Consider the following 19,703-nt stretch of genomic DNA (forward strand, 5'->3'; position numbering starts at 1 on the left):
TCTAAGGAGAGTATCTTTTTAAATGACAACGATGAAAAGCTTTGAACTTGCCACGAAGCCGATTTGGGAGTTAGGCCGGCAGTATGGGATTGAACCGGTTTATTTTGATGGTTTAGGTGTTGAGCGGCAGGTTACGGTGCCTCATCTTCAACAAGTCCTGGCAAGCATGGGGGTGAGGGCCTCATCGAAGAAGGAAATTCTTGACTCGCTTGCTCATGCGGTTTCCCGAACCTGGACACGGGTCATTGATTCAGTTGTGGTGCGCTATCCTTCTGATGCTCCGTTCATGTTGGCTCTGTCCCTTCCTCTTGAGGACATCAGTTTGGAGAAGGTTTCCCTTGTCATCCAGGTGACGGATGAGAAGGGGGGAACCCGGCGCCTATCTCTGTCAGGATCCAGGGGCAAGGTGACATCTGAGAAGACGATCCGTGGTGTGAAATATGTCCAGGTTCATTTTCCTCTTTCGGGGAAATTTTCACTTGGATATTTCCGTCTTACGGTCCGTGTGAAGCTGCATGCAGAGCGAATAGTGGAGGGACAGGCCCTGCTCATCATGGCACCCAAGAAATGTTATCTCCCCCCTTCACCCAAACGGGCTTGGGGGATTTCGCTCCAACTCTATGGGTTACGGTCCCACAGAAACTGGGGAATTGGGGATTTTCGAGATTTAGAGCAGGTCATGAAGGTGGCGGGGACTCGTTGGGGAGTGGCCACCATCGGGGTCAATCCTCTCCATATCCCGGCGGTGGGATTAACGAGCCCCTATTCTCCATCCAGCCGTCTCTTCTGGAGCCCTGTGTACTTGAACCTGGAGGGGGTGGAGGAGTGGCGGACGTCTGCAGGGATTCGTCAGAAAGCCAAGAGTTCCAAATTCCAGCGTCGCCTCCAACAGTTTCGGGAGAGTCTACTGGTCGATTATGAGGCCGTAGGGAAACTGAAATGGACCATTCTCGAGGAACTATTCCGAGTGTTTCGACGACACCATCTCCAGCCTAAGCATCCTACGGCACGTGGAAGGGCATTTGCCAGATTTGTGTATGGGTTCAATCCCCATCTGACCATGTTTTGTACATTTCAGGCTTTGACGGAGCGCCTGGGAACGGTGGCTTGGCGCACCTGGCCGGACTCCTTCCGGCATCCCCAGTCACCGGATGTGGAAGTGTTTCAACGAGCCCATACCACTCGGATCCAATTTTATCAATATGTTCAATGGTTGTGTGAGTTGCAATTACAGAACCTCGATCGTGTTGCGAAGAAACATTCGTTGTCGTTCCGGCTGTATCACGATCTACCGGTTGGGATTCATCCCGAGGGAGCCGATGCCTGGGTCTTTCAAGGTCAGCTTGCCTCAGACATTACCGTTGGTGCGCCGCCGGACTCCTTCAATCTCAATGGACAAAGTTGGGGACTGGTTGTTCCCAATCCCGTTCGATTGCGGGAAGATGGCTATCGCTTTCTTCGAGAAACCTTACGGCAAAATATGCGACATGGAGGCGTCCTCAGAATCGACCATGCCTTGGGGCTGTTTCGTATGTTCTGGGTTCCCCAAGGCGGGACAGGAAAGGATGGCGTGTATGTCAAGACCTATGTGGATGAAATATTGGCGGTCCTGGCTTTAGAAAGTGTGCGACAAAAAGTGATGGTGGTTGGGGAAGACCTGGGTGCGGTCACTCCTGTCATTCGGGAAAAATTAGATGCCGCAGGGCTTCTATCCTATCGCCTGCTATTTTTTGAACGAGAAAATGGGGGGAAGATGACCCCTCCTCATACCTACCCTGAGCAGGCGCTTGTGGCCGCAACAACACATGATCTTCCTACGCTGAAAGGTTTTTGGGTTGGACGAGATATCATGATTAAGCAAGCAGGGGGGGTATATCTCAGAAAAAAAGATTGCAAGCAAGACCGACAGCAGCGGGCGGAAGATCGGAAACATTTATGGGAGGCCTTACATCGGGAGGGCCTCTGTTCTGCCGAGTCAATTCCCCCTAACCTTTCGGACGATATGCTTCAAGCTATGTACCGGTATTTGGCTAGGACACCCTCCCGGCTGCTCATCGTGCAGCTTGAAGATTTGTTGGCGGAGCTTGATACGCCTAATCTGCCTGGAGCCCCGGAATCAGTCTATCCTTCCTGGCGAGTGCGGATCGGGCGAGACTTGACTGCTTGGCTCAATGATCCGGCCATCCTGAGCTTTACAAAGGCGATGCAGCGTGAACGACGGAAAGGTGGACGTGGCCACCAAATAGGAAGGGAATAGGTTGCATGAGCGCTTCGATAGAAAGATGGACAGGCAGGCGGTATCCCACGAGTCTAATACCGGGTCTTGCCGGAATGTCAGTTGCGTGATGTGTAGGAGGATACTATGATCAACGATTGGCATGGTCCGATGTCCATCGGGTCTGATGGGGAAAACAAGGCGTTTCGTCTAAGTTAGGTCGATACCGAAGAGAGGACGATCCTTCATATGCAAGAGAAAAAGTTGACGATGGCCGGGTGGGTGGATGGCTTAACCGACGCGGTTACCGCGAGCCTGGCTCAAATTGTTGCCTATTTGCCAACCCTGATTTTGGCGTGCATGTTGTTGGGCCTTGGTTATGTGCTAGCCAGGCTGGTTTCTGTCGTGGTGACCCGCTTGTTGCAATTGATGGGGTTTGACCGTTTGCTGAGTCGAACCGCCGTGCAAACCTTATTGGAGCGATCAGGAACCAAGCAGAAAAGTTCTGAAATTTTGGGGATGATTGGTTTTTGGATTATTTTCCTGGTTTTTCTCATTCAAGCGTCCGATACCCTCAGCTTGACGATGGTCTCGGATGCCTTGACGAGTATTGCCTATTATATTCCCAAAGTCGGGATCGCGGTGTTGGTGCTGGTTCTGGGTTTAATTGCAGCGAATTTTGTTCGTGAGTTGATTACCATGACGTGTAGTTCGGCAGGAATTACCCACGGGACGATGGTGGCCCAAGCCGTCTATGTGGCGGTCGTGTTGTTGATTGTGGTGACGGCCATTGACGCACTCGGGATTAATACGGAATTGTTGAACAATACTATTGTCATCCTCTTGGCAGGATTGATCGGGGGGGCGGCATTGTCATTTGGGTTAGGGTCACGAACCGCTGTGGCCAATCTCATTGCCGCCCATTATTTAGGATCAATGGTTCGAGTGGGCATGACCGTAAAAATTGGAGAAAACCAAGGAACCGTGGTTGCGGTCACACCAATTTCGGTCGTGTTAGAAACCCGGGAAGGCCGGGTCATCGTTCCTGCGACTCAGGTTACCGAATCAACAGCCGTCATTACCCATCCCGAGCATTAGCATATGGAACTCGAACATCGGCTGACTCTGGGCTATTTGCAGGCCCATCCCGTGGAAGCGGCTCGTCATTTGGAATCGCTGGATCCTCATGAAGCGGCTTCGCTCCTGGAGGCCTTACCTGGGGAAGAAATCGCTGGTGTTTTAGAGCATTGTTTGCCGGTGTCCACCGCCAAAATCATCGAAGAGCTTTCTAAAGACCTTGGAGCAAATGTCTTAGGCGCCATGAATGCCACATCAGCTATCGGGGTTCTTCGACAATTTGAGGAACCTGTCCGTCAGGACGTGTTGGACCGGTTAGATAATCCAATGGGAGCGACCCTTCGCCGTGCATTGCGGTATTCACCCAACACGGCCGGAAGTTTAGCGGATCCTCAGGTGTTTACCCTCCCACCTGATATTGCGGTCGAAGAGGCCATCGACCGTATTCGTACCTATGGCCAGAAAGCCATGTACTATGTCTACGTCATCGATCGCGATAGTAAATTGGAAGGTGTCATCACATTGAGGCAACTGCTGATTGATCGGTCTGATCATTTAGTCGGAACATTGATGGAGACCCAGATCACCACCTTATCAGCAGAAGCCAACTTGGAAGAAATTCTCAAACATTCTGAGTGGAGCCGGTTTCATACCTTGCCGGTGGTGGATCGGTGGGGAACATTTTTTGGAGCCCTGCGATATCGGATGTTACGCAGGATTGAGAAAGATGTCGGAGGCAAGGCCCCGTTGGGATCGGTGAGTGATTCGCTCATGCAACTTTGGGAAGTCTATTCGTTAACCGGCATTCGCTTAATGACCGATGTGGCGGAGACGCTACAGGAACGGAACAAAATCGGGTGAGGGATCTGACCACGCAGAGGAGTATGAAGGTTCGGGGAAGGGGCCATCTCCTCAACGAGGCATTTTTTCAGAACCATCATGAGGAAGCCGCACGAATTCTGGAAGGGTATCCGGTGGAGGATATTCTGCGAGTCTTACAAGGAACCAGTCCGAAAAATGCGGCGAATCTTCTGGCCTGTATTACTCCTCCCGTGGCTGCGGATACGTTGGCGATCATGCCCACCGATTTGCTGAAACAGGTTGTGCCGCATCTCTCGCCGTCATTAGCTGCATCCCTGTTTCAACGGTTGGACGACGATCTGCAACGGGCAATTCTTTTCAGAGTTCCTGAACGGTATGCCCAGGAAATCCGGTCCTATATGACCTATCCGGAGGAATCCGTCGGCCGTATTATGGATCCCAAATTTTTTGTGTTGCAGGAGGAAAGCACGGTTCGAGAAGCCATGGTCCAGGTGCGGATCAGGGCGCAGAAAGATGTCCACGATGTCTATGTCATTGATCGTACCCAAAAGCTCGTGGGCCGGATTTCCGTCCGTGACTTGTTGCTGGTGGATCCGGAAGAAAAATTACAGTCGGTGATGGTTCAGGATCTTCCCACCATCCATCCTTTGGAGTCGCGTGAAGAGATTGTCGAACTCTTTGGTGAACGACATTTTTTTACGATTCCGGTTGTGGATCTGGACGAACGGCTCTTAGGCGTTGTCCGGAATGAAGCCATTATTAAGGCCAGTCAGGAAGATGCGAGTGCAGACCTGCTTACGATGGTGGGTGCCAATAAAGATGAGCGTGCGCTTTCCCCCGTGTGGTTTTCCGTTCGAAAACGATTGCCGTGGTTGCAACTGAATCTGTTAACGGCATTCTTGGCCGCATTCGTCGTGGGAATGTTTGAAGGGACCATTGCGAAATTTACCGCTCTGGCTGTTTTACTACCGATTGTCGCCGGGCAGTCAGGCAATACCGGGGCCCAATCCCTCGCCGTGGTCATTCGCGGGTTGGCTCTGAGGGATATTCGACCATCCCAATGGCTCAGGGTTAGCGGGAAGGAAGTCTATGTCGCATTTTTAAATGGCCTGGCTGTTTCTGCGACAGCCTGTCTCGCCGTGGGATTGTGGAGCCGGTCGTTGGGATTGGTCTTCATTATCGGTTTGTCCATGATTATTTCGATGGTCATTGCAGGGTTATCCGGTGCGATCATTCCCATCGCCTTGAAGGCACTCAAACAGGATCCGGCTCAATCCTCCTCCATTGTGTTAACCACGGTGACCGATGTGGTCGGGTTTTTCAGTTTCTTGGGGCTTGCCACCTTGCTTTCAAGTTTATTGGAAACCTGATCATTGATCGATTTGTGGACAGGATCCTCTTTATGTCCGTTCTTTCCTGCTCCCATACCCCTCGTGGCCCCATTTTCCTTCCAACAAAATTTCTAATTGCCTACTAATTAATGGTAGGTTAGTATCGTTTCTGCTCTCATTTTTATCGTATGTCATTGAGGAAAGGAGGCTCTATGGGATCACCGAAGACGTCTAAAACGGATCGGGTGGGGACGTTGGATCAGGATATTTCCCGGATACGCCAACAGTTAGAAAACTTAAAAAAATTTCTGATAGATGAGCCTTCCATGGTTGCTTTAAACGAATTTGATTCCGCTACAGAAGAGATTCTTGAGGATGCGTTTGGCAGTTCCTCTCCGCTCTTAGATACCTATGATTATGCCCAACTTGGAGAGGCAGCGGGGCTGATGAATCTTTCTGAAGAGGCACCGGAAGGCACCACCCATCACTCACAACGGGAAACGATCCGGCAACGGCAGCGAGTGCTGGAAAGCGCGATTGCGGACCTTGAGGCCAGGAGAGCCTCCCTCTCGCAGGTATCCAAGAAACAGAAAGCGTCCGGGCCAACCGTTTCCGACTATATGGCAAAAACTGTGCGATCCGTGTCGCTTGAGGCTACCTTGCAGGAAGTCGGACAATGCCTTCAAAAATGGAAAATTGGGTCGGTGTTAATTCAAAGTGGAGATGAGTATTTGGGATATATCACGGAAACGGAATTGACTCGAGAGGTCGTCGCGTCCGGAACAGACCCCGTTACCACCACGGTGAAGACCTGCATGCGCGAACCGTTAGTCACGGTTGAGACGAGTGATCCAATTGTCGAAGCCGTGCGTCTCATGAAAGAAAAAGGCACCAGACACCTTGCGGTCACAGAAAGTAACAGGATCGTCGGTGTGGTCTCCGTTTCAGATATAATCCGGTATTATTCTGGAGTTGTGTAAAGATTAGTCTTCTGAGAGATTATCACTCGCCTTCTAGCATCGGGCTATCAGGCTCTCTTCCTCGGGAACACACGCAAGTTTTTTCGTGCTCGTGTTTCTCGAGGAAGGTTCCACATTTTTCCCTTATATATTTGATCCGCCATTGAATGAAGCTTTCGAAGGTAACCAACGTAAGCTGAGAAAAATCTGCCTGCTGGACCTCTGGGGACATTCGTGTTTTGAGTCAATTGCATATTCTATTCCGAGATGGCAGACCATACATCAAGAACCGATCATGGGGATAAAAATGGGTAATAAGAAATGTCAGATGACGTGTCACTTTCCCAGGCTCAGGGCGATCTTGAGTTCTGTCCTGGCGATGTGGATCGGTTGTGGCGGTGTGGTTGCGCTGAGTATCGGAATGGACCGGAATGCCGGATGGGCAGGTGAGGCCTCAGGGTTCTCTCTGGAACCAACGCAGGAAATGACATTCAAGCAAGGAGGATTTGCGGACGTGGCTCAGGCCGTGACCCCGGCTGTTGTGAATATCACGGCAACCGTTGATATTGTCGAATCCCGGGGAGGAGGCGTTCCACTTCCGTTTAGAGGTTTTGGTGAAGGCCAACCGCCACCGGGTATTCCCAAACGTCAAAAGGGTTCAGGGTCAGGCGTCATTCTGTCTTCGGACGGATATATTATGACCAATAATCATGTGATTGCCCAAAGCCGTGATCTCCTTGTCATTCTTCCTGATGCACGTGAATTTCCAGCCAAGATTGTTGGGGCGGATCCCGAGACGGATTTGGCGGTTATCAAAATTCAGGCAGACAAACTGCCTGTGATTCCTTGGGGAAATTCATCCTCGTTAGCCGTTGGCCAATATGTTTTGGCTATTGGTAACCCGTTTGGTCTGAATTCAACGGTGACGCTCGGTATCGTCAGCGCTCTGGATCGAGGAGGGATGGGGTTAGCCCGCTTTGAAGATTTCATTCAGACCGATGCGGCAATTAATCCAGGAAATTCAGGTGGGGCGTTAGTGAACACACAAGGAGAATTAGTTGGCATCAATACAGCAATAGCCTCTCAAAGTGGGGGGTATCAAGGAGTGGGGTTCGCTGTGCCTTCTTCATTGGCAAGGCCTGTGTTAGAGGAATTGATCAAACATGGCAAGATTGTCAGGGGATATTTAGGGCTGGGGGTACAGGAAATGACGACGGAACTGGCTCCGTGGTTTGGCCTGAAGAGCGGGGAAGGGGCCCTAGTGACCGATGTGGTTCCTGGTGGGCCTGCCGATAAAGCCGGGATACACCGGGGAGAGGTGATTCTTGAATACCAAGGGAAAACCGTGAAAGATGGACAAATGTTGTTGGAACAAGTGACACGTGCCCCTATTGGAGAACAGATTGAACTGGGTACGATCGAAAATGGAAAAGAACGTAAGGTAAGAGCGGTCATCCGTGAGCAACCACCGATTCCTCATGCCCGGCGTACTCGAACGCCTCGCGTGGAACATCCTCTTGCCGGGGTGGAAGTGGCCGATGTCGATGAGGCGGCCATTCAAGAATATGGGCTAAATCCTGTCACCAAAGGAGCAGTGGTCGCATTCCTTGAGGAAGGATGTGCCGCTGAATTAGCGGGGATCATAGAAGGAGATGTCATTATTGAATTGAATAAGCATCCCGTGGAATCCGTCAGGGAGTATTCCTCATGGTTTAAACGGCTTAAGAAGGAACAAGCGGTACTGGTGGTGCTTGTCCGTTCCTCGCGTCATTTGTATGTGGTGGTGAAATCTTCCTGAAAAGAGTCAGGTTGAGAAGGGTTTCCGGTAATTCACGGATTTATCAGAGGAGCTTTTGTCTGCCATTTAAATTTTTTGAGCAATGCTTACTTGTTTTGTCCCAAGGGGCCGGGGGTGTCTGAAGGTTCTTGATTGACAATAAGAGCACTAGATTAAAATGGAGCGATCAAATCGGTAAACTCGAAGTCGAAAAAAAATAAGATAGTATATTCGTTGAAGTAGGTTGACCCTTGGAACCAGGGAGTGGAGCGAACAAATTGTCCCGTCGCCGTTTCGTAAATATCCAGGCGGAATCGGGTATATCCTGACAATTTTTGGGATGCGTATATCGCAATCTCGGGCAGGGCAATTGGGAGGAGTGCACTCTGTATTGGTGGTAACCCGAACAAGGAGGACCGTTGCTCGACTCCTAGACCCTGAATAAGGATGTGGATCCGGTATTTGGCTTTAGCTGGATCCGTAACGATTTTCAGTCCGCTTTCTCCCAGCCAACCCCCAATTGCACCCTTAAAAAAACCTTGGGCAACGGGCAATCCATCTTCAACGTGCAATCCAGAGATATCGAGACTTACTGTCTCTCCAGAGGTTAAGAGGATGGGCAGGGTGTTCTCTCCATGCAGACTTCGCTCCACAGCTTGAGCCATGAGAAGTTGTTGGACTGCAGTCGGCGATTCGGGAAGGGGTATGGCATTCATGGCACCGCAGCCGGTCAGTACTCCCACTAAGAGGAGAACTGATAGAATCCATAGCATGGACCTATTCAACTGACGTGCTTCGGTTACCCACATCAATTTCACCTCTTTTTTGATAGGACCAGGGAAATACGTGAGTCAACTTCAAGGAGAACAGGTGTTCGATACTGCCTCTTTAGTTTAGGGAGCAGATCCTGGGGAATCAATCATTGAGCCGGATTCCTTTGTCGGGGCAGATGGAATGGACGGATTCGGAGGTGCCGCAAGGGCAGGGTTCATCTCCTTGTGTTTGGAGACCCGAAGCAATGTGGGGTCGTGAATAAAAGGTTTGTATTTCTGCACGTCTAATGTCACCAGATCTCGTTCCTCAATAAGGAGGTCGATCTCCGGCACCTGTTGTTGAAAGGTGGCTAAAATGCTCCCGTCTTGAGTCGTAATGGTGACCAGTAAACGATCTTCTTGGCGTTGTTTGTGTGCCACCGACCCCTCAAGTGGATGCATGGCGTCCTTCAAAAATGCGGGAAGATAGGAATCCAAATACCGTGAAGCTAACATCGGGCTACTTAAGCCAAGGCCTAATCCTAGAAAAAATACCGTCACCGGTATGACCCATGGTCTCATGATTTCTGTTCCGTGTTTGGAGGTTCGTCTATTGGTTTTTCCGATTCTGTTGAAGGAAAGGTCTGCTGTGTGGTTGGAAGTTTGTCTTCCAGTGGTACCTGCTGCGATGGAGCAGGTTTCTGCTGGCCACGGATAAACGTTTCCAGGCGACTGAGGGCATCAGCGGTCATGTCGCGGGCCCCCTTGGTCGCATGTTCGGATTTTTCGGTGAGATCTTCTATTTGTCGACGGAGATCGCGCATTCCCCCGCCGGTTCGTTGAAATGCCATGATCGCAATCACTAAGGCGACGATAGCGATCACTAGGGCCAAGATTTCCATGATGTCCTCCTGTTCCGGTCAAGCCGTCCTTTTGAAATGTGAAAAGCGTTGGCGGTCTTGTAAGTACCAATTTCAGATTGAGGCACCTATGCTGTAATGACCGTCCTCTTCTCCTTCTGGATGCCAGTCTGTCCGTCCTCCTTACATTATTTTGACACGACATTCATTGGGAATCTACCGTGAACAGGTTTTTGTCTGTACGCGGACACCTTGAAAAATCGATATTGACCTTTCTCATGGATGTGTTCAAGGTCGAATCTGATGGCATGCCCTGTTTGCTCAATTGGGAAAAATGGGTGTCCTCGGCCTCCGGATGACATAAGGCGCAGGCGCCTTTCTTTTGGTTTGCGATCGGGTTCTTGCCGGCAGGTGATTTCTTGGTGGAGAAATGCGTCAGGATCACCTGTTGTGTTGATGTGCGTATTGTCCATATCTAATAGGGGGAACTCCTTGAGGCTGCGAACATATTGACGGACTCATCAAAGGATCGTGGGAAAATTAATCAAAATTAATAGTCAATTAATCCTCAGCTTATACTGAATAGATAGGATGTCGATACGAAATAGCTCAGCGCCGGCAATCTTACTATCAAGGAGGAATGTCAATGGGTACAAACAATCGTGGTTCTTCTCGTGGTTGGCGGTTTCAATGGCCTTTGTCCTTTACCAGGATGAATACCGGAAAGGCGGGACTGGCCGGCATCGGTTTCCTGGCTGGAATCCTACTGCTCGGGTCATGGAATATGCCATTTCATTCGCAAGCAGCAATTTCCCATCCGGCAGATCCTGCATCCGTTGGATCCCCCGCCAATATGGATAAAGGAGGATTTGCTGACATTGCCCAGGCGGTGACCCCCGCAGTGGTCAATATTACGGTTCGAAAAGAAGCGCCGGTCCCCATGTCGGGGATGCCGTCTGATCCGATGAGAGAGTTTTTCGGTCTGCCAGGAATGCCGGAGATCCCAGGAATGCCGAACAGGCCCAATGGGCCTCCTGCTCCGGAAGGGCAGGGAGCCGGTTCAGGTGTCATTATCTCTAGTGATGGATATGTGTTGACCAATGATCATGTGGTCGATGGGGCCAAGGAAATCATGGTGACCCTCCCGGATAATCGGGAATTCACGGGGACAGTGATCGGTCTTGATCCTCAGACTGATTTAGCCGTCATTAAAATTGACGGTAAGGATCTACCGTATGTTCCATGGGGAAATTCCGGCGAGCTTCGAGTCGGAGAATATGTGTTGGCGGTCGGCAATCCTTTTGGACTGAATTCCACCGTCACGCTGGGGATTGTCAGCGCATTAGGTCGTGGAGGCATGGGTATTACTCAGTATGAAGATTTCATCCAGACCGATGCTGCGATCAATCCGGGGAATTCCGGTGGCGCGTTGGTGAATACGCGAGGCCAACTGGTCGGAATTAACACCGCAATCTTTTCCCAATCCGGCGGGTACCAAGGCGTGGGATTTGCGGTTCCCACCAATCTTGCCAAACCGGTGTATGACAGTTTGGTCAGTACCGGAAAAGTTGTGCGAGGATTTTTGGGCGTCGGTATACAAGCCGTCACGACGGATCTCGCAGACTCCTTCAAATTGGATCAATCCAAAGGTGCGCTGGTCACGAATGTTGTTCCCGGAAGTCCTGCGGACAAGGCAGGCCTCAAACGGGGTGATGTGATTGTCGAATATCAGGGCAAACCCGTATTGGATCCGCGTAGTCTTCAGCATCATGTCATCAGGACTACTATCGGAACGGAAGTGAAGATGGTGGTGGTCCGGGATGGTCAGAAGCATACTCTAAAGGCGGAGATTCGTGAACAAGATAAGCCTGTCCAAGTGGCACAAGCAGGCCAGATGGGCACGACGGAAGGACCGCTTGCCGGGGTGGCTGTTCAGAATCTTAACCCTGGTATGGCCGAGCAATTAGGGGTGGAAGAAAATGTGAACGGGGTGGTGGTTATGGATGTCGCGCCGGGAAGTTATGCCGCACGGGCAGGACTGGCTCAGGGCGATGTGATCAGCGAAATCAACCGTAACCCGGTTCGCTCGGAGGAGGATTTCAGAAAAGTGACGTCCAGCTTGAAGGACAAGTCCTCCGCCTTGATCTTTATCCATAGGGGTCAAGGAGCCTTGTATCTGACTGTAAAAGTGTAATAGACCGAAAAAATAAACGGTAAGTCGTAGCGGGATACCATACTTCCTGAACCAAAAAGGAGCGGTGTGGTATCCCGTTTTCGTTCAGGAGTGGGTTACATCATGAGCCGAGATAAGTGATTCAATTGGACATGAAGCAGGTGGGGGTTAGGAACCTTGCACAATGATGAACGAATCGCGCGAATAACATGATGGGATTCACGTCGTCATCCTTCTGGGAGCCGGGCACCTGGTCCTAAAAATTCTTCAAACACTCCTCATGACCTGCGGACGCTCAGAACGCCGCTTTTTAAAAGGTTATCGCATTGTTCCGGAAGGAGATTTGTCCGATCGGCAGAGAGGGAAGGGGTGGGGCGCATCGCTTTGGGAAAGGACTTGCCGGGAACCCGCCGGTGTATTCATCGTTGCCCCTGAGGCATGGAGGGAAGAGTCCCGAGTCGTTGGGTAAGGAGTAAATTCTCAGAAGCATCGACCGGGCAGTCGATGATTGAAAGGGTATTGGAGCACAACGCTTTTCGCAGCACGGGTGCCAGTTCCTTTGCGGAAGCGATGCGATACCCTTTCGCACCAAAGCTTTCCGCGTATTTCACGATATCCATATTTTGAAATTCCACACATGTCGACCTGCCAAATTGCTGTATTTGTTTCCAGCGAATCAGGCCGAGGCCGCCATCGTTGAAAATAAGCACCACAAAGGGAGTAGCCATGCGTACGGCGGTCTCCAATTCCTGGGAGTTCATCAGGAACCCTCCGTCCCCGGTGACCGCCACAACACGGCGGTCCGGGTGTGCCAATTTGGCCGCCACCGCGCCGGGCAAGGCAATGCCCATGGCGGCGAATCCGTTTGAGATGATGCAGGTGTTGGGAAGAAAGCATGGGAAGAGGCGCCCAAGCCAGACTTTGTGCGCGCCCACGTCCGAGATCACGATATCTTCGTGGGCCAGCGAGTCACGCAGATCCGCGAGGATTCTTTGCGGCTTAAGAGGAAATGATGCGTTCTGACCGCCTTGTGCCAATTCCTCGTGAAGCATTGGGCGAAATCGTGAGGCACGCGTCGTAGCGGCCGCGTGGCCGCGATTCGTGAGCGCTTCAAGTGAGGAAGTGATCGTACCCACGACCCCGACCTCAACGATGTATGACGCGTCAACTTCGGCGGGCGACATGTCCACGTGCACAATTTTCTTGTCGTGGTTGGGGTTCCAGGCATGGGGCGCATATTCCACGATGTCATATCCAATCGCGATCACGACGTCCGCGTCCAGAAATTCGCAGTTCACATAGTCCATGGTCTCCAGTCCAATGGCACCCAGCGAGAGCGGGTGGGTATCGGGAATGGTGCCTTTGGCCATAAAGGTTGTGGCAACCGGAATGTTCAGCTTTTCAGCAAAGCACACCAGCGCTTCGGAGGCATGTCCGCGAATGACGCCATTGCCCGCGAGCACGATCGGATGCCTGGCCTCCCCAATAATACGTCGGGCCCTGTCGAGTTGTTCGGGTGCAGCCCCCCCGGGGTGAACCGATTGCACGAGCAGGGGGTGGCCCTCGGTTTGCATAGAAGCGATGTCTTCGGGAATTTCGATGTGTGTGGCGCCGGGTTTTTCGGCCTGAGCCAGCTTAAAGGCTTTCCGAAAGACTTCAGGAATGATGTCGGGAATGGGCAAGGTGGCATTCCACTTGGTCACAGGACGAAACAGGGAAACGATGTCAAGGTGCTGATGGGATTCCTTGTGCAGCCGGTCCTGGTCGGCTTGGCCCGTCAGGGCGACGAGTGGCGCACGATCCATGGTGGCATCGGCCACCCCGCTGATAAGATTCGTTGCGCCTGGCCCCAGCGTGGCGAGACACACGCCTGCTTTGCCGGTCAACCGGCCGTAAACGTCGGCCATGAAGGCCGCGCCCTGCTCATGGCGGGTCATGACAAAGCAGATAGAAGAACCGATCATCGCATCGAGAAGATCCATATTCTCCTCGCCCGGCACACCAAAGACATATTTTACGCCTTCGTTCTCCAGGCATTGTACGATGAGTGTGGCGGCTTTCATGCGTGCTTTCAGGATTCAATATTCTTGAAAAATTTGATTAACGCTGCCAGAGAATGTGAGCTTTTTTCAGGGGAATCGCGATCCCGTCGCAGTGCGGAATCACGCGGCCCGTCTAGTCCGTTGCCGGGCGAGCCGCAGACACTGCCCGCGGTAGACATGCCCGTCGATCGATCCGGCCAGTTGCCGGATGTGATCCATTCAGGGAGGACTTTTCTTGGAGCGGCGGTAGCGACGGATGAGCGCGTTGGTCGAACTGTCATGCTTGAGCTGCGGGTCACCCGGGCTTTCCAGTTCTGCAAGCGTCCGTTTTGCCAGCACCTTGCCCAGTTCAACGCCCCATTGATCGAAAGAATCGATATCCCAGATTGTCCCTTGTGTGAAGACGCTGTGTTCGTAGAGCGCGATCAACGCCCCGAGCGTTTCCGGCGTCAGACGCTCGGCAAGAATGGTGTTGGTCGGGCGATTGCCGTCAAACACGCGGTGCGGCACCAGCCAGCTTGGTATGCCGTCGGCTTTGACTTCCTCGGCGGTCTTACCGAAGGCCAACGCCTCAGTCTGTGCAAATAGATTTGCCATCAGCATGTCATGCTGATGGCCGATTGAATTCAAGGTTTGTGAAAAACCGATACAATCGCAGGGGATTAACTTTGTTCCCTGGTGGATCAGCTGGTAGAAGGAGTGTTGGCCGTTGGTGCCGGGTTCGCCCCAATAAATCGGAGCTGTCTGATACCTGACGCCTGCCCCTCCGAGTGTGACATGCTTGCCATTGCTCTCCATGGTCAACTGCTGGAGATAGGCCGGGAAGCGCTTGAGGTAGTGGTCGTAGGGTAAGACCGCGACCGTCTCTGTCTTGAAGAAATTGTTATACCAGATGGTGAGGAGCCCCATGAGCACGGGCAGATTGCGGTCGAAGGGAGCCGTGCGGAAATGTTCATCCATCGCGTAAAAACCGTCCAGCATTGCTCGAAAGTGATCGGGGCCGACGGCGAGCATGGTAGAAAGGCCGATGGCGGAATCCATCGAATACCTCCCGCCGACCCAGTCCCAGAACTCGAACATGTTTGCCGTGTCGATTCCAAACTTTGATACTTCTTCGGCATTGGTCGACACGGCCACAAAATGCTTGCGCACCGCTTGCTCGTGTCCGATCTGTCGCACACTCCGCGCGCGCGCGGTATGGGCGTTCGTCAGGGTTTCCAGCGTCGTGAAGGTCTTCGAACAGATGATGAAGAGCGTTTCTTCCGGGTTGAGGTTGCGTGTGGTTTCGGCAAAGTCGGTGCCGTCTACGTTCGAGATGAAGTGGAAGGTCATGTCGCGCTGGCTGTAATGACGCAGGGCTTCATAGGCCATCACCGGACCGAGGTCAGAGCCGCCGATGCCGATATTGACCACGTGGCGTATCCGCTTGCCGGTGTGTCCGCGCCACAGACCTTTGCGGACCTGGTGTGAGAATTCCGCCATGCGGTCGAGGACCCGATGCACCTCAGGGACGATATTGACACCATTAACGAGAATTTGTTTGGTCTCAGGCACGCGCAGAGCCGTGTGCAGAACGGCGCGTCTTTCTGTCACGTTGATCTCCTCACCACAGAACATGGCCGCGATGCGCTCACGCAGACCGCAGTCTTCGGCAAGCTGAAGCAGAAGGCCTAAAGTTTCGTCTGTGATACGATTTTTCGAATAGTCAAGGTAAATGCCGGCGGCTTCGGCAGTCAGGCGCTCGCCCCGGTCGGGATCGTCGGCAAAGAGCTGGCGCAAATGCAGACTATGGATCGTCTTATAATGCGTGGCCAACGCTTTCCACGCGGGCCGCTTGGTCAACACCGCGCGAGCCCTGTGAGTGGTCGGTTTCATGCGGCTCATACTGATGCGACCTGTATCATCGTGGTGATTTTGGCGTGAATCTTGTCCATCAGATCATGCCAGGATTTGGCAAAGGCTGCCGTCCCTTCACGTTGGAGGTTTCGTGCAGGTGTCTCATTTTCATCTTCCGACATGATCACTCATTGGTCCTAACATCGTGGATGTCGAGCGTACCAGGAAACAAAGTCTCTGAAAAGGGATCGTTCACAAGAAAAGGAGCCGATACTGCCATTTTTTTAAGTTTGGAGATATGGCTTATGAGAGGCATAGGGTGTGCCAAGAAAAATTGTGTAGCCTTCTGACGGTTCATCCCCGAGGGATCATGATTCAAAACAGGAATGGGAACGGGGTTCATTTCCATGTTACCTGCGGGGGAATTCTGACTTATCGAAAGGGTGAGTAGATGAATAGATTCCCATGGATGAAACCCGATTGTCTACATTTGAAACCAACGCTTTAATTTGGGATGTAACGAAATTCCACACATGATCTTCCCTTCATGGCGTCTCCTATTCCGTATGGCGGCCCATCAAGGCGGGAAGGTCATATTTGACCAGGTCGCCAATGCGCTCAACGGTAAGGTCGGCCGGGGGGTAGGCCTTGACGGTATTTTGATCCAGGGCGTAATGGCCCTGGCGGGGAAAGATCGTTCTCAGACGATCGCCCCAGACCTGTTTCATGGCTCCAAGAATGCGAAGCTTGTCGTCTATCATGATGTAACGTCGAGCGGGATAACGCCGCTCAACATCCGCGAGCATGTGTTCCTTGTGCACGTAAATGAGCACCCGACCCTCGACGGCGTCCCATAATCCCGAGCGTTGGATCTTGCGGGGCTGAAAGACCACATCACCATCCGAAAGGATGACCGTTCGGCCCCAATGATCAAGATGAGCGAGAAGGTCGAGCGCCCCAGGATAGAGGCGTTCTGCAAACGGATAGTCAACCAGAAATGAAGACATCATCAGCAACCGCGGGTCATTCATGGTTTCGACACGGTAGCGTTGCAAAGCTCCCAGATAGTCCGCATAACCGAGATCCTTTCTCAATGCCTCAAAAATGTCCCAATATCGATCCCGGTTTTTCTCGCCAAACTCTTGCGAAAGATGATAGCTGAGGTCGGTGCCGATGTGGTCGTTATCCAATAGCGTATTATCTACATCCAATAAAAAGACCACTTCTTCCGGGACGGTCATGTTCTTATCCTCTCCGGCACGTCCGGCATGGATGATGCCAATCTCCGTCTTTTTCGATGAGCGAATCTGCCTCTTACAGTTTCTACCTTCGTCAACAAGATCGTACAATTCCTCTGTGGGGTCTGTCCAACTCTCGGAGCACTTAGTGTGCCCCAACCTTGACCTTCCCCCGAAACGCATGATGTGCGCAGGCTTGATAGGCAATGAGCAGAATGAATCCGATCAAAAACCACCAGAGTCCGGTTTGCAGGCCATAGACGCCGGCGGTAGCGTTGGTTACGGTCAGGCTATTGGCCGGATCGTTTGTCGCAATTAGGATATTCGGGTATGACCCCCAGGCAGTGCTGGCCAGCATTGTCAGAATCAAGAGGCTCGTTGCGGAAAATGCTCCCGCATCCCAATTGCGCTTTCGTATCATGAGAGCCGATAACAGCGTCGCTATACTGAGAACGGGGAAGACATATCCCATGGGATGGGCGGCATAGTTGAGGAAGAATAAGGGTTGGACAAAGGGAACGGAGGTCAGGGCCAGCCCGACCAGAATAACCACGGCCGATCCAGTTAGCCAGGCCACACGTCGTGCCCGGTTCCGCAACTGGCCCTCCGTTTTCATGGCCAGAAAATTGGCGCCGTGCATGGCGAGGATTGCTGCGCTTGTGGCTCCGATGAGAACGGTAAACCAATCCAGTATGCCCGGCTCCGGTCCGGTCATGAAATTTGTCCAGAGGGCCACGAAGAAATAGCCTTCGGGATTCAAGGGCACGCCGCGAATGAGGTTGCCCAAGGCCACGCCGAACACGACAGCAAGTAAGAGGCTCGCTCCGGCAAATGCCACGTCCCAAAACTGCCGCCACAGTGCGTGATCCACGTGCGAACGAAGTTCGAGTGCGAGTCCACGGGCAATCAGCAACCACAAGACCAGATGTAAGGCCAGATAAAAACCGCTGAACCCTGCCGAATAGGCTTTGGGAAAGGCAAAGAATAACAGACCCCCTGCAGCGATCAGCCACACTTCGTTGCCGTTCCAGATGGGGCCGATGGCAGCCAACGCCGCACGCCGGTCCGTTTCATTTTTCGCGACAAAGGCATAGACGATGCCCAGGCCGAAGTCGAAGCCGTCAAGGACAACAAAGACAGCCAGCATCAACGTGACGGCAACATACCAGAAAGTTTCCATCGTACCGGTTCCTAGGGCTTCGCAGATTCGGGGAGCGAGCTGGCCGGGCCATGTCGTATTGTTTCAGCCATCAGGAATAAGAAAAGCAGTCCCAACCCAAGATAGATGCCGAGATACCCGAGCAACGTAAACAGGGCGTTTCCCGAATGGACCAGCGGTGAGACACCATCAGCCGTACGAAGCAAGCCATACACCAGCCAGGGTTGGCGGCCGAGTTCGGCGGTCATCCATCCGGCCGTTGTGGCGATATAGGGGAAAGGGGCGGAAAGCATGAGCAGCCAGAGCAGCCAGTTCGTGGTAAACAAACGTCCCCGCCAGAGCCAGAGCAACGACAGGCCCATGACTGATACAAGCATGGTTCCGAGCATGGTCATCACATGGTAGGCATAGTAGAGCAGCGCGATGTTATCGGGCCACTCTGTGCGTGGAAATGCGTCGAGCCCTTTTACCGTGGCGTAGAGTTCGTCAAAGAGTACAAGACTCAAAGCATCCGGCACGACGAGCGGATTGTCGATTGTCATGGTTTCAATGTTCGGTTGCCCGATAAGCACCATACCCGCGCCACGCTCGGTCTTGAAGAGCCCTTCGAATGCGGCGCCTTTGACCGGTTGGTGTTCAAAAACCTGTCTGGCGTTCTCGTGGCCGGTCGGGAAGATCATCAGCGCCGTGGCGATGGCGCCCGCCACCACGCCGGTGCGAAGGAAGGTCTTTGCAGACTTCACGTGCAGACCGGACAGAAGATAGAACGAACCGATTGCCGCCATCACGAATGAGGCGGTCACGACGGCGGCCGTCATGTTATGAGCGAATTGCCAGACCAGATAAGGATTCGTGAGCAGACCGGAAAGACTGTCGACGAACAACCGTCCGTCCGGGGCCACCGTATAGGCGACCGGATGTTGCATCCAGGCGTTTGTCGCCAGAATGAAATAGCCGGAAAGCCAGGATCCGAGAAACAGCATCAGCGATGCGGCCCATTGCACCCGCTGGCTGAATCGCCCCTCGCCGAATAACAGAATGCCGAGAAACGAGGATTCCAGAAAAAACGCAAACAGGCCTTCCATGGCCAGTGTCTGGCCGATCACCCCGCCGGCGAAATTCGAAAATTTCGCCCAATTAGTGCCGAACTGGAATTCCAAGGGAATGCCGGTCACAACACCAAAGGCAAAACTCAAGGCAAAGATTTTTGTCCAGAACCGGGCAACCTGATTGTAGTGGTCGTCCCCGGAAACGAGCGCACGGCTTCGCAGGTAAAGCAGCAGTAAGGCTAGCCCTATCGTCAATTGTGGAAAGAGATAATGAAATGTGACAGTGAAGGCAAATTGCAGGCGGTCGTAGAGTAGCGCGCTGGCCATAAAAATTCCTTCGAACTGAACCGTGACGCCCCGAAACGAAAATCGTCCGGCTAAAGAACGTCTTCTAACAAGCAAGTCTCTCCCTC

Annotated in this window: 16 protein-coding genes; 7 read left to right on the forward strand and 9 right to left on the reverse strand. The window is 52.4% G+C overall.

Going from position 1 to position 19,703, the window contains the following annotated elements; genetic code table 11:
• The first annotated feature begins 22 nt into the window (after positions 1-22).
• From malQ to ACTRXD_RS22140, 6 genes are all read left to right on the forward strand, one after another.
• Positions 23-2,257: a 4-alpha-glucanotransferase gene (gene malQ / locus ACTRXD_RS22115; protein WP_442433933.1), complete on the forward strand. Its 2,235-nt coding sequence runs from the start codon at positions 23-25 to the stop codon at positions 2,255-2,257.
• 207 nt (positions 2,258-2,464) lie between these two features.
• A complete protein-coding gene (locus ACTRXD_RS22120; protein ID WP_442433934.1) occupies positions 2,465-3,313 on the forward strand; it encodes a mechanosensitive ion channel family protein in 849 nt (282 codons plus the stop codon).
• Between the two features lie 3 nt (positions 3,314-3,316).
• Positions 3,317-4,153, forward strand: coding sequence for a magnesium transporter MgtE N-terminal domain-containing protein (locus ACTRXD_RS22125; RefSeq protein ID WP_442433935.1), 837 nt, complete (start codon positions 3,317-3,319; stop codon positions 4,151-4,153).
• Between the two features lie 23 nt (positions 4,154-4,176).
• Positions 4,177-5,484: a magnesium transporter gene (mgtE, locus tag ACTRXD_RS22130; RefSeq protein ID WP_442433936.1), complete on the forward strand. Its 1,308-nt coding sequence runs from the start codon at positions 4,177-4,179 to the stop codon at positions 5,482-5,484.
• A gap of 173 nt (positions 5,485-5,657) precedes the next feature.
• Positions 5,658-6,425, forward strand: coding sequence for a CBS domain-containing protein (locus ACTRXD_RS22135; protein WP_442433937.1), 768 nt, complete (start codon positions 5,658-5,660; stop codon positions 6,423-6,425).
• Positions 6,426-6,732: 307 nt separating this feature from the next.
• Positions 6,733-8,202 carry a Do family serine endopeptidase gene (locus ACTRXD_RS22140; protein WP_442433938.1) on the forward strand — a complete coding sequence of 490 codons (1,470 nt, stop codon included), beginning with the start codon at positions 6,733-6,735 and terminating at the stop codon, positions 8,200-8,202.
• A gap of 152 nt (positions 8,203-8,354) precedes the next feature.
• On the opposite strand, the gene ACTRXD_RS22145 is transcribed toward ACTRXD_RS22140, so the two are convergent.
• From ACTRXD_RS22145 to ACTRXD_RS22155, 3 genes are all read right to left on the reverse strand, one after another.
• The gene (locus tag ACTRXD_RS22145; protein ID WP_442433939.1) at positions 8,355-8,954 is read right to left on the reverse strand and encodes a hypothetical protein; all 600 of its coding nucleotides are present in this window, start codon (positions 8,952-8,954) and stop codon (positions 8,355-8,357) included.
• Positions 8,955-9,074: 120 nt separating this feature from the next.
• Positions 9,075-9,515 (reverse strand): hypothetical protein, encoded by a 441-nt coding sequence (locus ACTRXD_RS22150; RefSeq protein ID WP_442433940.1) that lies wholly within the window; start codon positions 9,513-9,515, stop codon positions 9,075-9,077.
• Positions 9,512-9,835, reverse strand: a complete 324-nt coding sequence (locus ACTRXD_RS22155) for a hypothetical protein (protein ID WP_442433941.1) — start codon at positions 9,833-9,835, stop codon at positions 9,512-9,514. Before ACTRXD_RS22155 ends, ACTRXD_RS22150 begins: the two co-directional genes overlap by 4 nt.
• A 604-nt stretch (positions 9,836-10,439) precedes the next feature.
• Between ACTRXD_RS22155 and ACTRXD_RS22160 the strand changes: the two genes are divergently transcribed.
• Complete coding sequence (locus ACTRXD_RS22160) at positions 10,440-11,987, forward strand: DegQ family serine endoprotease (RefSeq protein ID WP_442433942.1); 1,548 nt, start codon at positions 10,440-10,442, stop codon at positions 11,985-11,987.
• A gap of 398 nt (positions 11,988-12,385) precedes the next feature.
• On the opposite strand, the gene ACTRXD_RS22165 is transcribed toward ACTRXD_RS22160, so the two are convergent.
• From ACTRXD_RS22165 to ACTRXD_RS22190, 6 genes are all read right to left on the reverse strand, one after another.
• On the reverse strand, positions 12,386-14,029 hold the full coding sequence (locus ACTRXD_RS22165) for an acetolactate synthase large subunit (RefSeq protein WP_442433943.1): 1,644 nt from the start codon (positions 14,027-14,029) through the stop codon (positions 12,386-12,388).
• 198 nt (positions 14,030-14,227) lie between these two features.
• A complete protein-coding gene (gene pgi, locus ACTRXD_RS22170) occupies positions 14,228-15,892 on the reverse strand; it encodes a glucose-6-phosphate isomerase (protein ID WP_442433944.1) in 1,665 nt (554 codons plus the stop codon).
• Positions 15,889-16,026, reverse strand: a complete 138-nt coding sequence (locus ACTRXD_RS22175) for a hypothetical protein (protein ID WP_442433945.1) — start codon at positions 16,024-16,026, stop codon at positions 15,889-15,891. Before ACTRXD_RS22175 ends, pgi begins: the two co-directional genes overlap by 4 nt.
• A 375-nt stretch (positions 16,027-16,401) precedes the next feature.
• On the reverse strand, positions 16,402-17,085 hold the full coding sequence (locus ACTRXD_RS22180) for an HAD family hydrolase (protein ID WP_442433946.1): 684 nt from the start codon (positions 17,083-17,085) through the stop codon (positions 16,402-16,404).
• A gap of 142 nt (positions 17,086-17,227) precedes the next feature.
• The gene (cydB, locus tag ACTRXD_RS22185) at positions 17,228-18,262 is read right to left on the reverse strand and encodes a cytochrome d ubiquinol oxidase subunit II (protein ID WP_442433947.1); all 1,035 of its coding nucleotides are present in this window, start codon (positions 18,260-18,262) and stop codon (positions 17,228-17,230) included.
• An 11-nt stretch (positions 18,263-18,273) separates the two neighbouring features.
• Positions 18,274-19,617 (reverse strand): cytochrome ubiquinol oxidase subunit I, encoded by a 1,344-nt coding sequence (locus tag ACTRXD_RS22190; protein ID WP_442433948.1) that lies wholly within the window; start codon positions 19,615-19,617, stop codon positions 18,274-18,276.
• Positions 19,618-19,703 lie beyond the last annotated feature (86 nt).

This window comes from Nitrospira sp. T9 (assembly GCF_052156535.1).
Taxonomy (GTDB): Bacteria; Nitrospirota; Nitrospiria; order Nitrospirales; family UBA8639; genus Nitrospira_E.

Excerpts from the sequence above, each read along its gene's own strand:
- malQ (WP_442433933.1), top strand. The coding sequence starts at position 23 with ATGACAACGATGAAAAGCTTTGAACTTGCCACGAAGCCGATTTGGGAG.
- ACTRXD_RS22120 (WP_442433934.1), top strand. The coding sequence starts at position 2,465 with ATGCAAGAGAAAAAGTTGACGATGGCCGGGTGGGTGGATGGCTTAACC.
- ACTRXD_RS22125 (WP_442433935.1), top strand. The coding sequence starts at position 3,317 with ATGGAACTCGAACATCGGCTGACTCTGGGCTATTTGCAGGCCCATCCC.
- mgtE (WP_442433936.1), top strand. The coding sequence starts at position 4,177 with ATGAAGGTTCGGGGAAGGGGCCATCTCCTCAACGAGGCATTTTTTCAG.
- ACTRXD_RS22135 (WP_442433937.1), top strand. The coding sequence starts at position 5,658 with ATGGGATCACCGAAGACGTCTAAAACGGATCGGGTGGGGACGTTGGAT.
- ACTRXD_RS22140 (WP_442433938.1), top strand. The coding sequence starts at position 6,733 with ATGACGTGTCACTTTCCCAGGCTCAGGGCGATCTTGAGTTCTGTCCTG.
- ACTRXD_RS22145 (WP_442433939.1), bottom strand. The coding sequence starts at position 8,954 with ATGCTATGGATTCTATCAGTTCTCCTCTTAGTGGGAGTACTGACCGGC.
- ACTRXD_RS22150 (WP_442433940.1), bottom strand. The coding sequence starts at position 9,515 with ATGAGACCATGGGTCATACCGGTGACGGTATTTTTTCTAGGATTAGGC.
- ACTRXD_RS22155 (WP_442433941.1), bottom strand. The coding sequence starts at position 9,835 with ATGGAAATCTTGGCCCTAGTGATCGCTATCGTCGCCTTAGTGATTGCG.
- ACTRXD_RS22160 (WP_442433942.1), top strand. The coding sequence starts at position 10,440 with ATGGGTACAAACAATCGTGGTTCTTCTCGTGGTTGGCGGTTTCAATGG.
- ACTRXD_RS22165 (WP_442433943.1), bottom strand. The coding sequence starts at position 14,029 with ATGAAAGCCGCCACACTCATCGTACAATGCCTGGAGAACGAAGGCGTA.
- pgi (WP_442433944.1), bottom strand. The coding sequence starts at position 15,892 with ATGAGCCGCATGAAACCGACCACTCACAGGGCTCGCGCGGTGTTGACC.
- ACTRXD_RS22175 (WP_442433945.1), bottom strand. The coding sequence starts at position 16,026 with ATGTCGGAAGATGAAAATGAGACACCTGCACGAAACCTCCAACGTGAA.
- ACTRXD_RS22180 (WP_442433946.1), bottom strand. The coding sequence starts at position 17,085 with ATGACCGTCCCGGAAGAAGTGGTCTTTTTATTGGATGTAGATAATACG.
- cydB (WP_442433947.1), bottom strand. The coding sequence starts at position 18,262 with ATGGAAACTTTCTGGTATGTTGCCGTCACGTTGATGCTGGCTGTCTTT.
- ACTRXD_RS22190 (WP_442433948.1), bottom strand. The coding sequence starts at position 19,617 with ATGGCCAGCGCGCTACTCTACGACCGCCTGCAATTTGCCTTCACTGTC.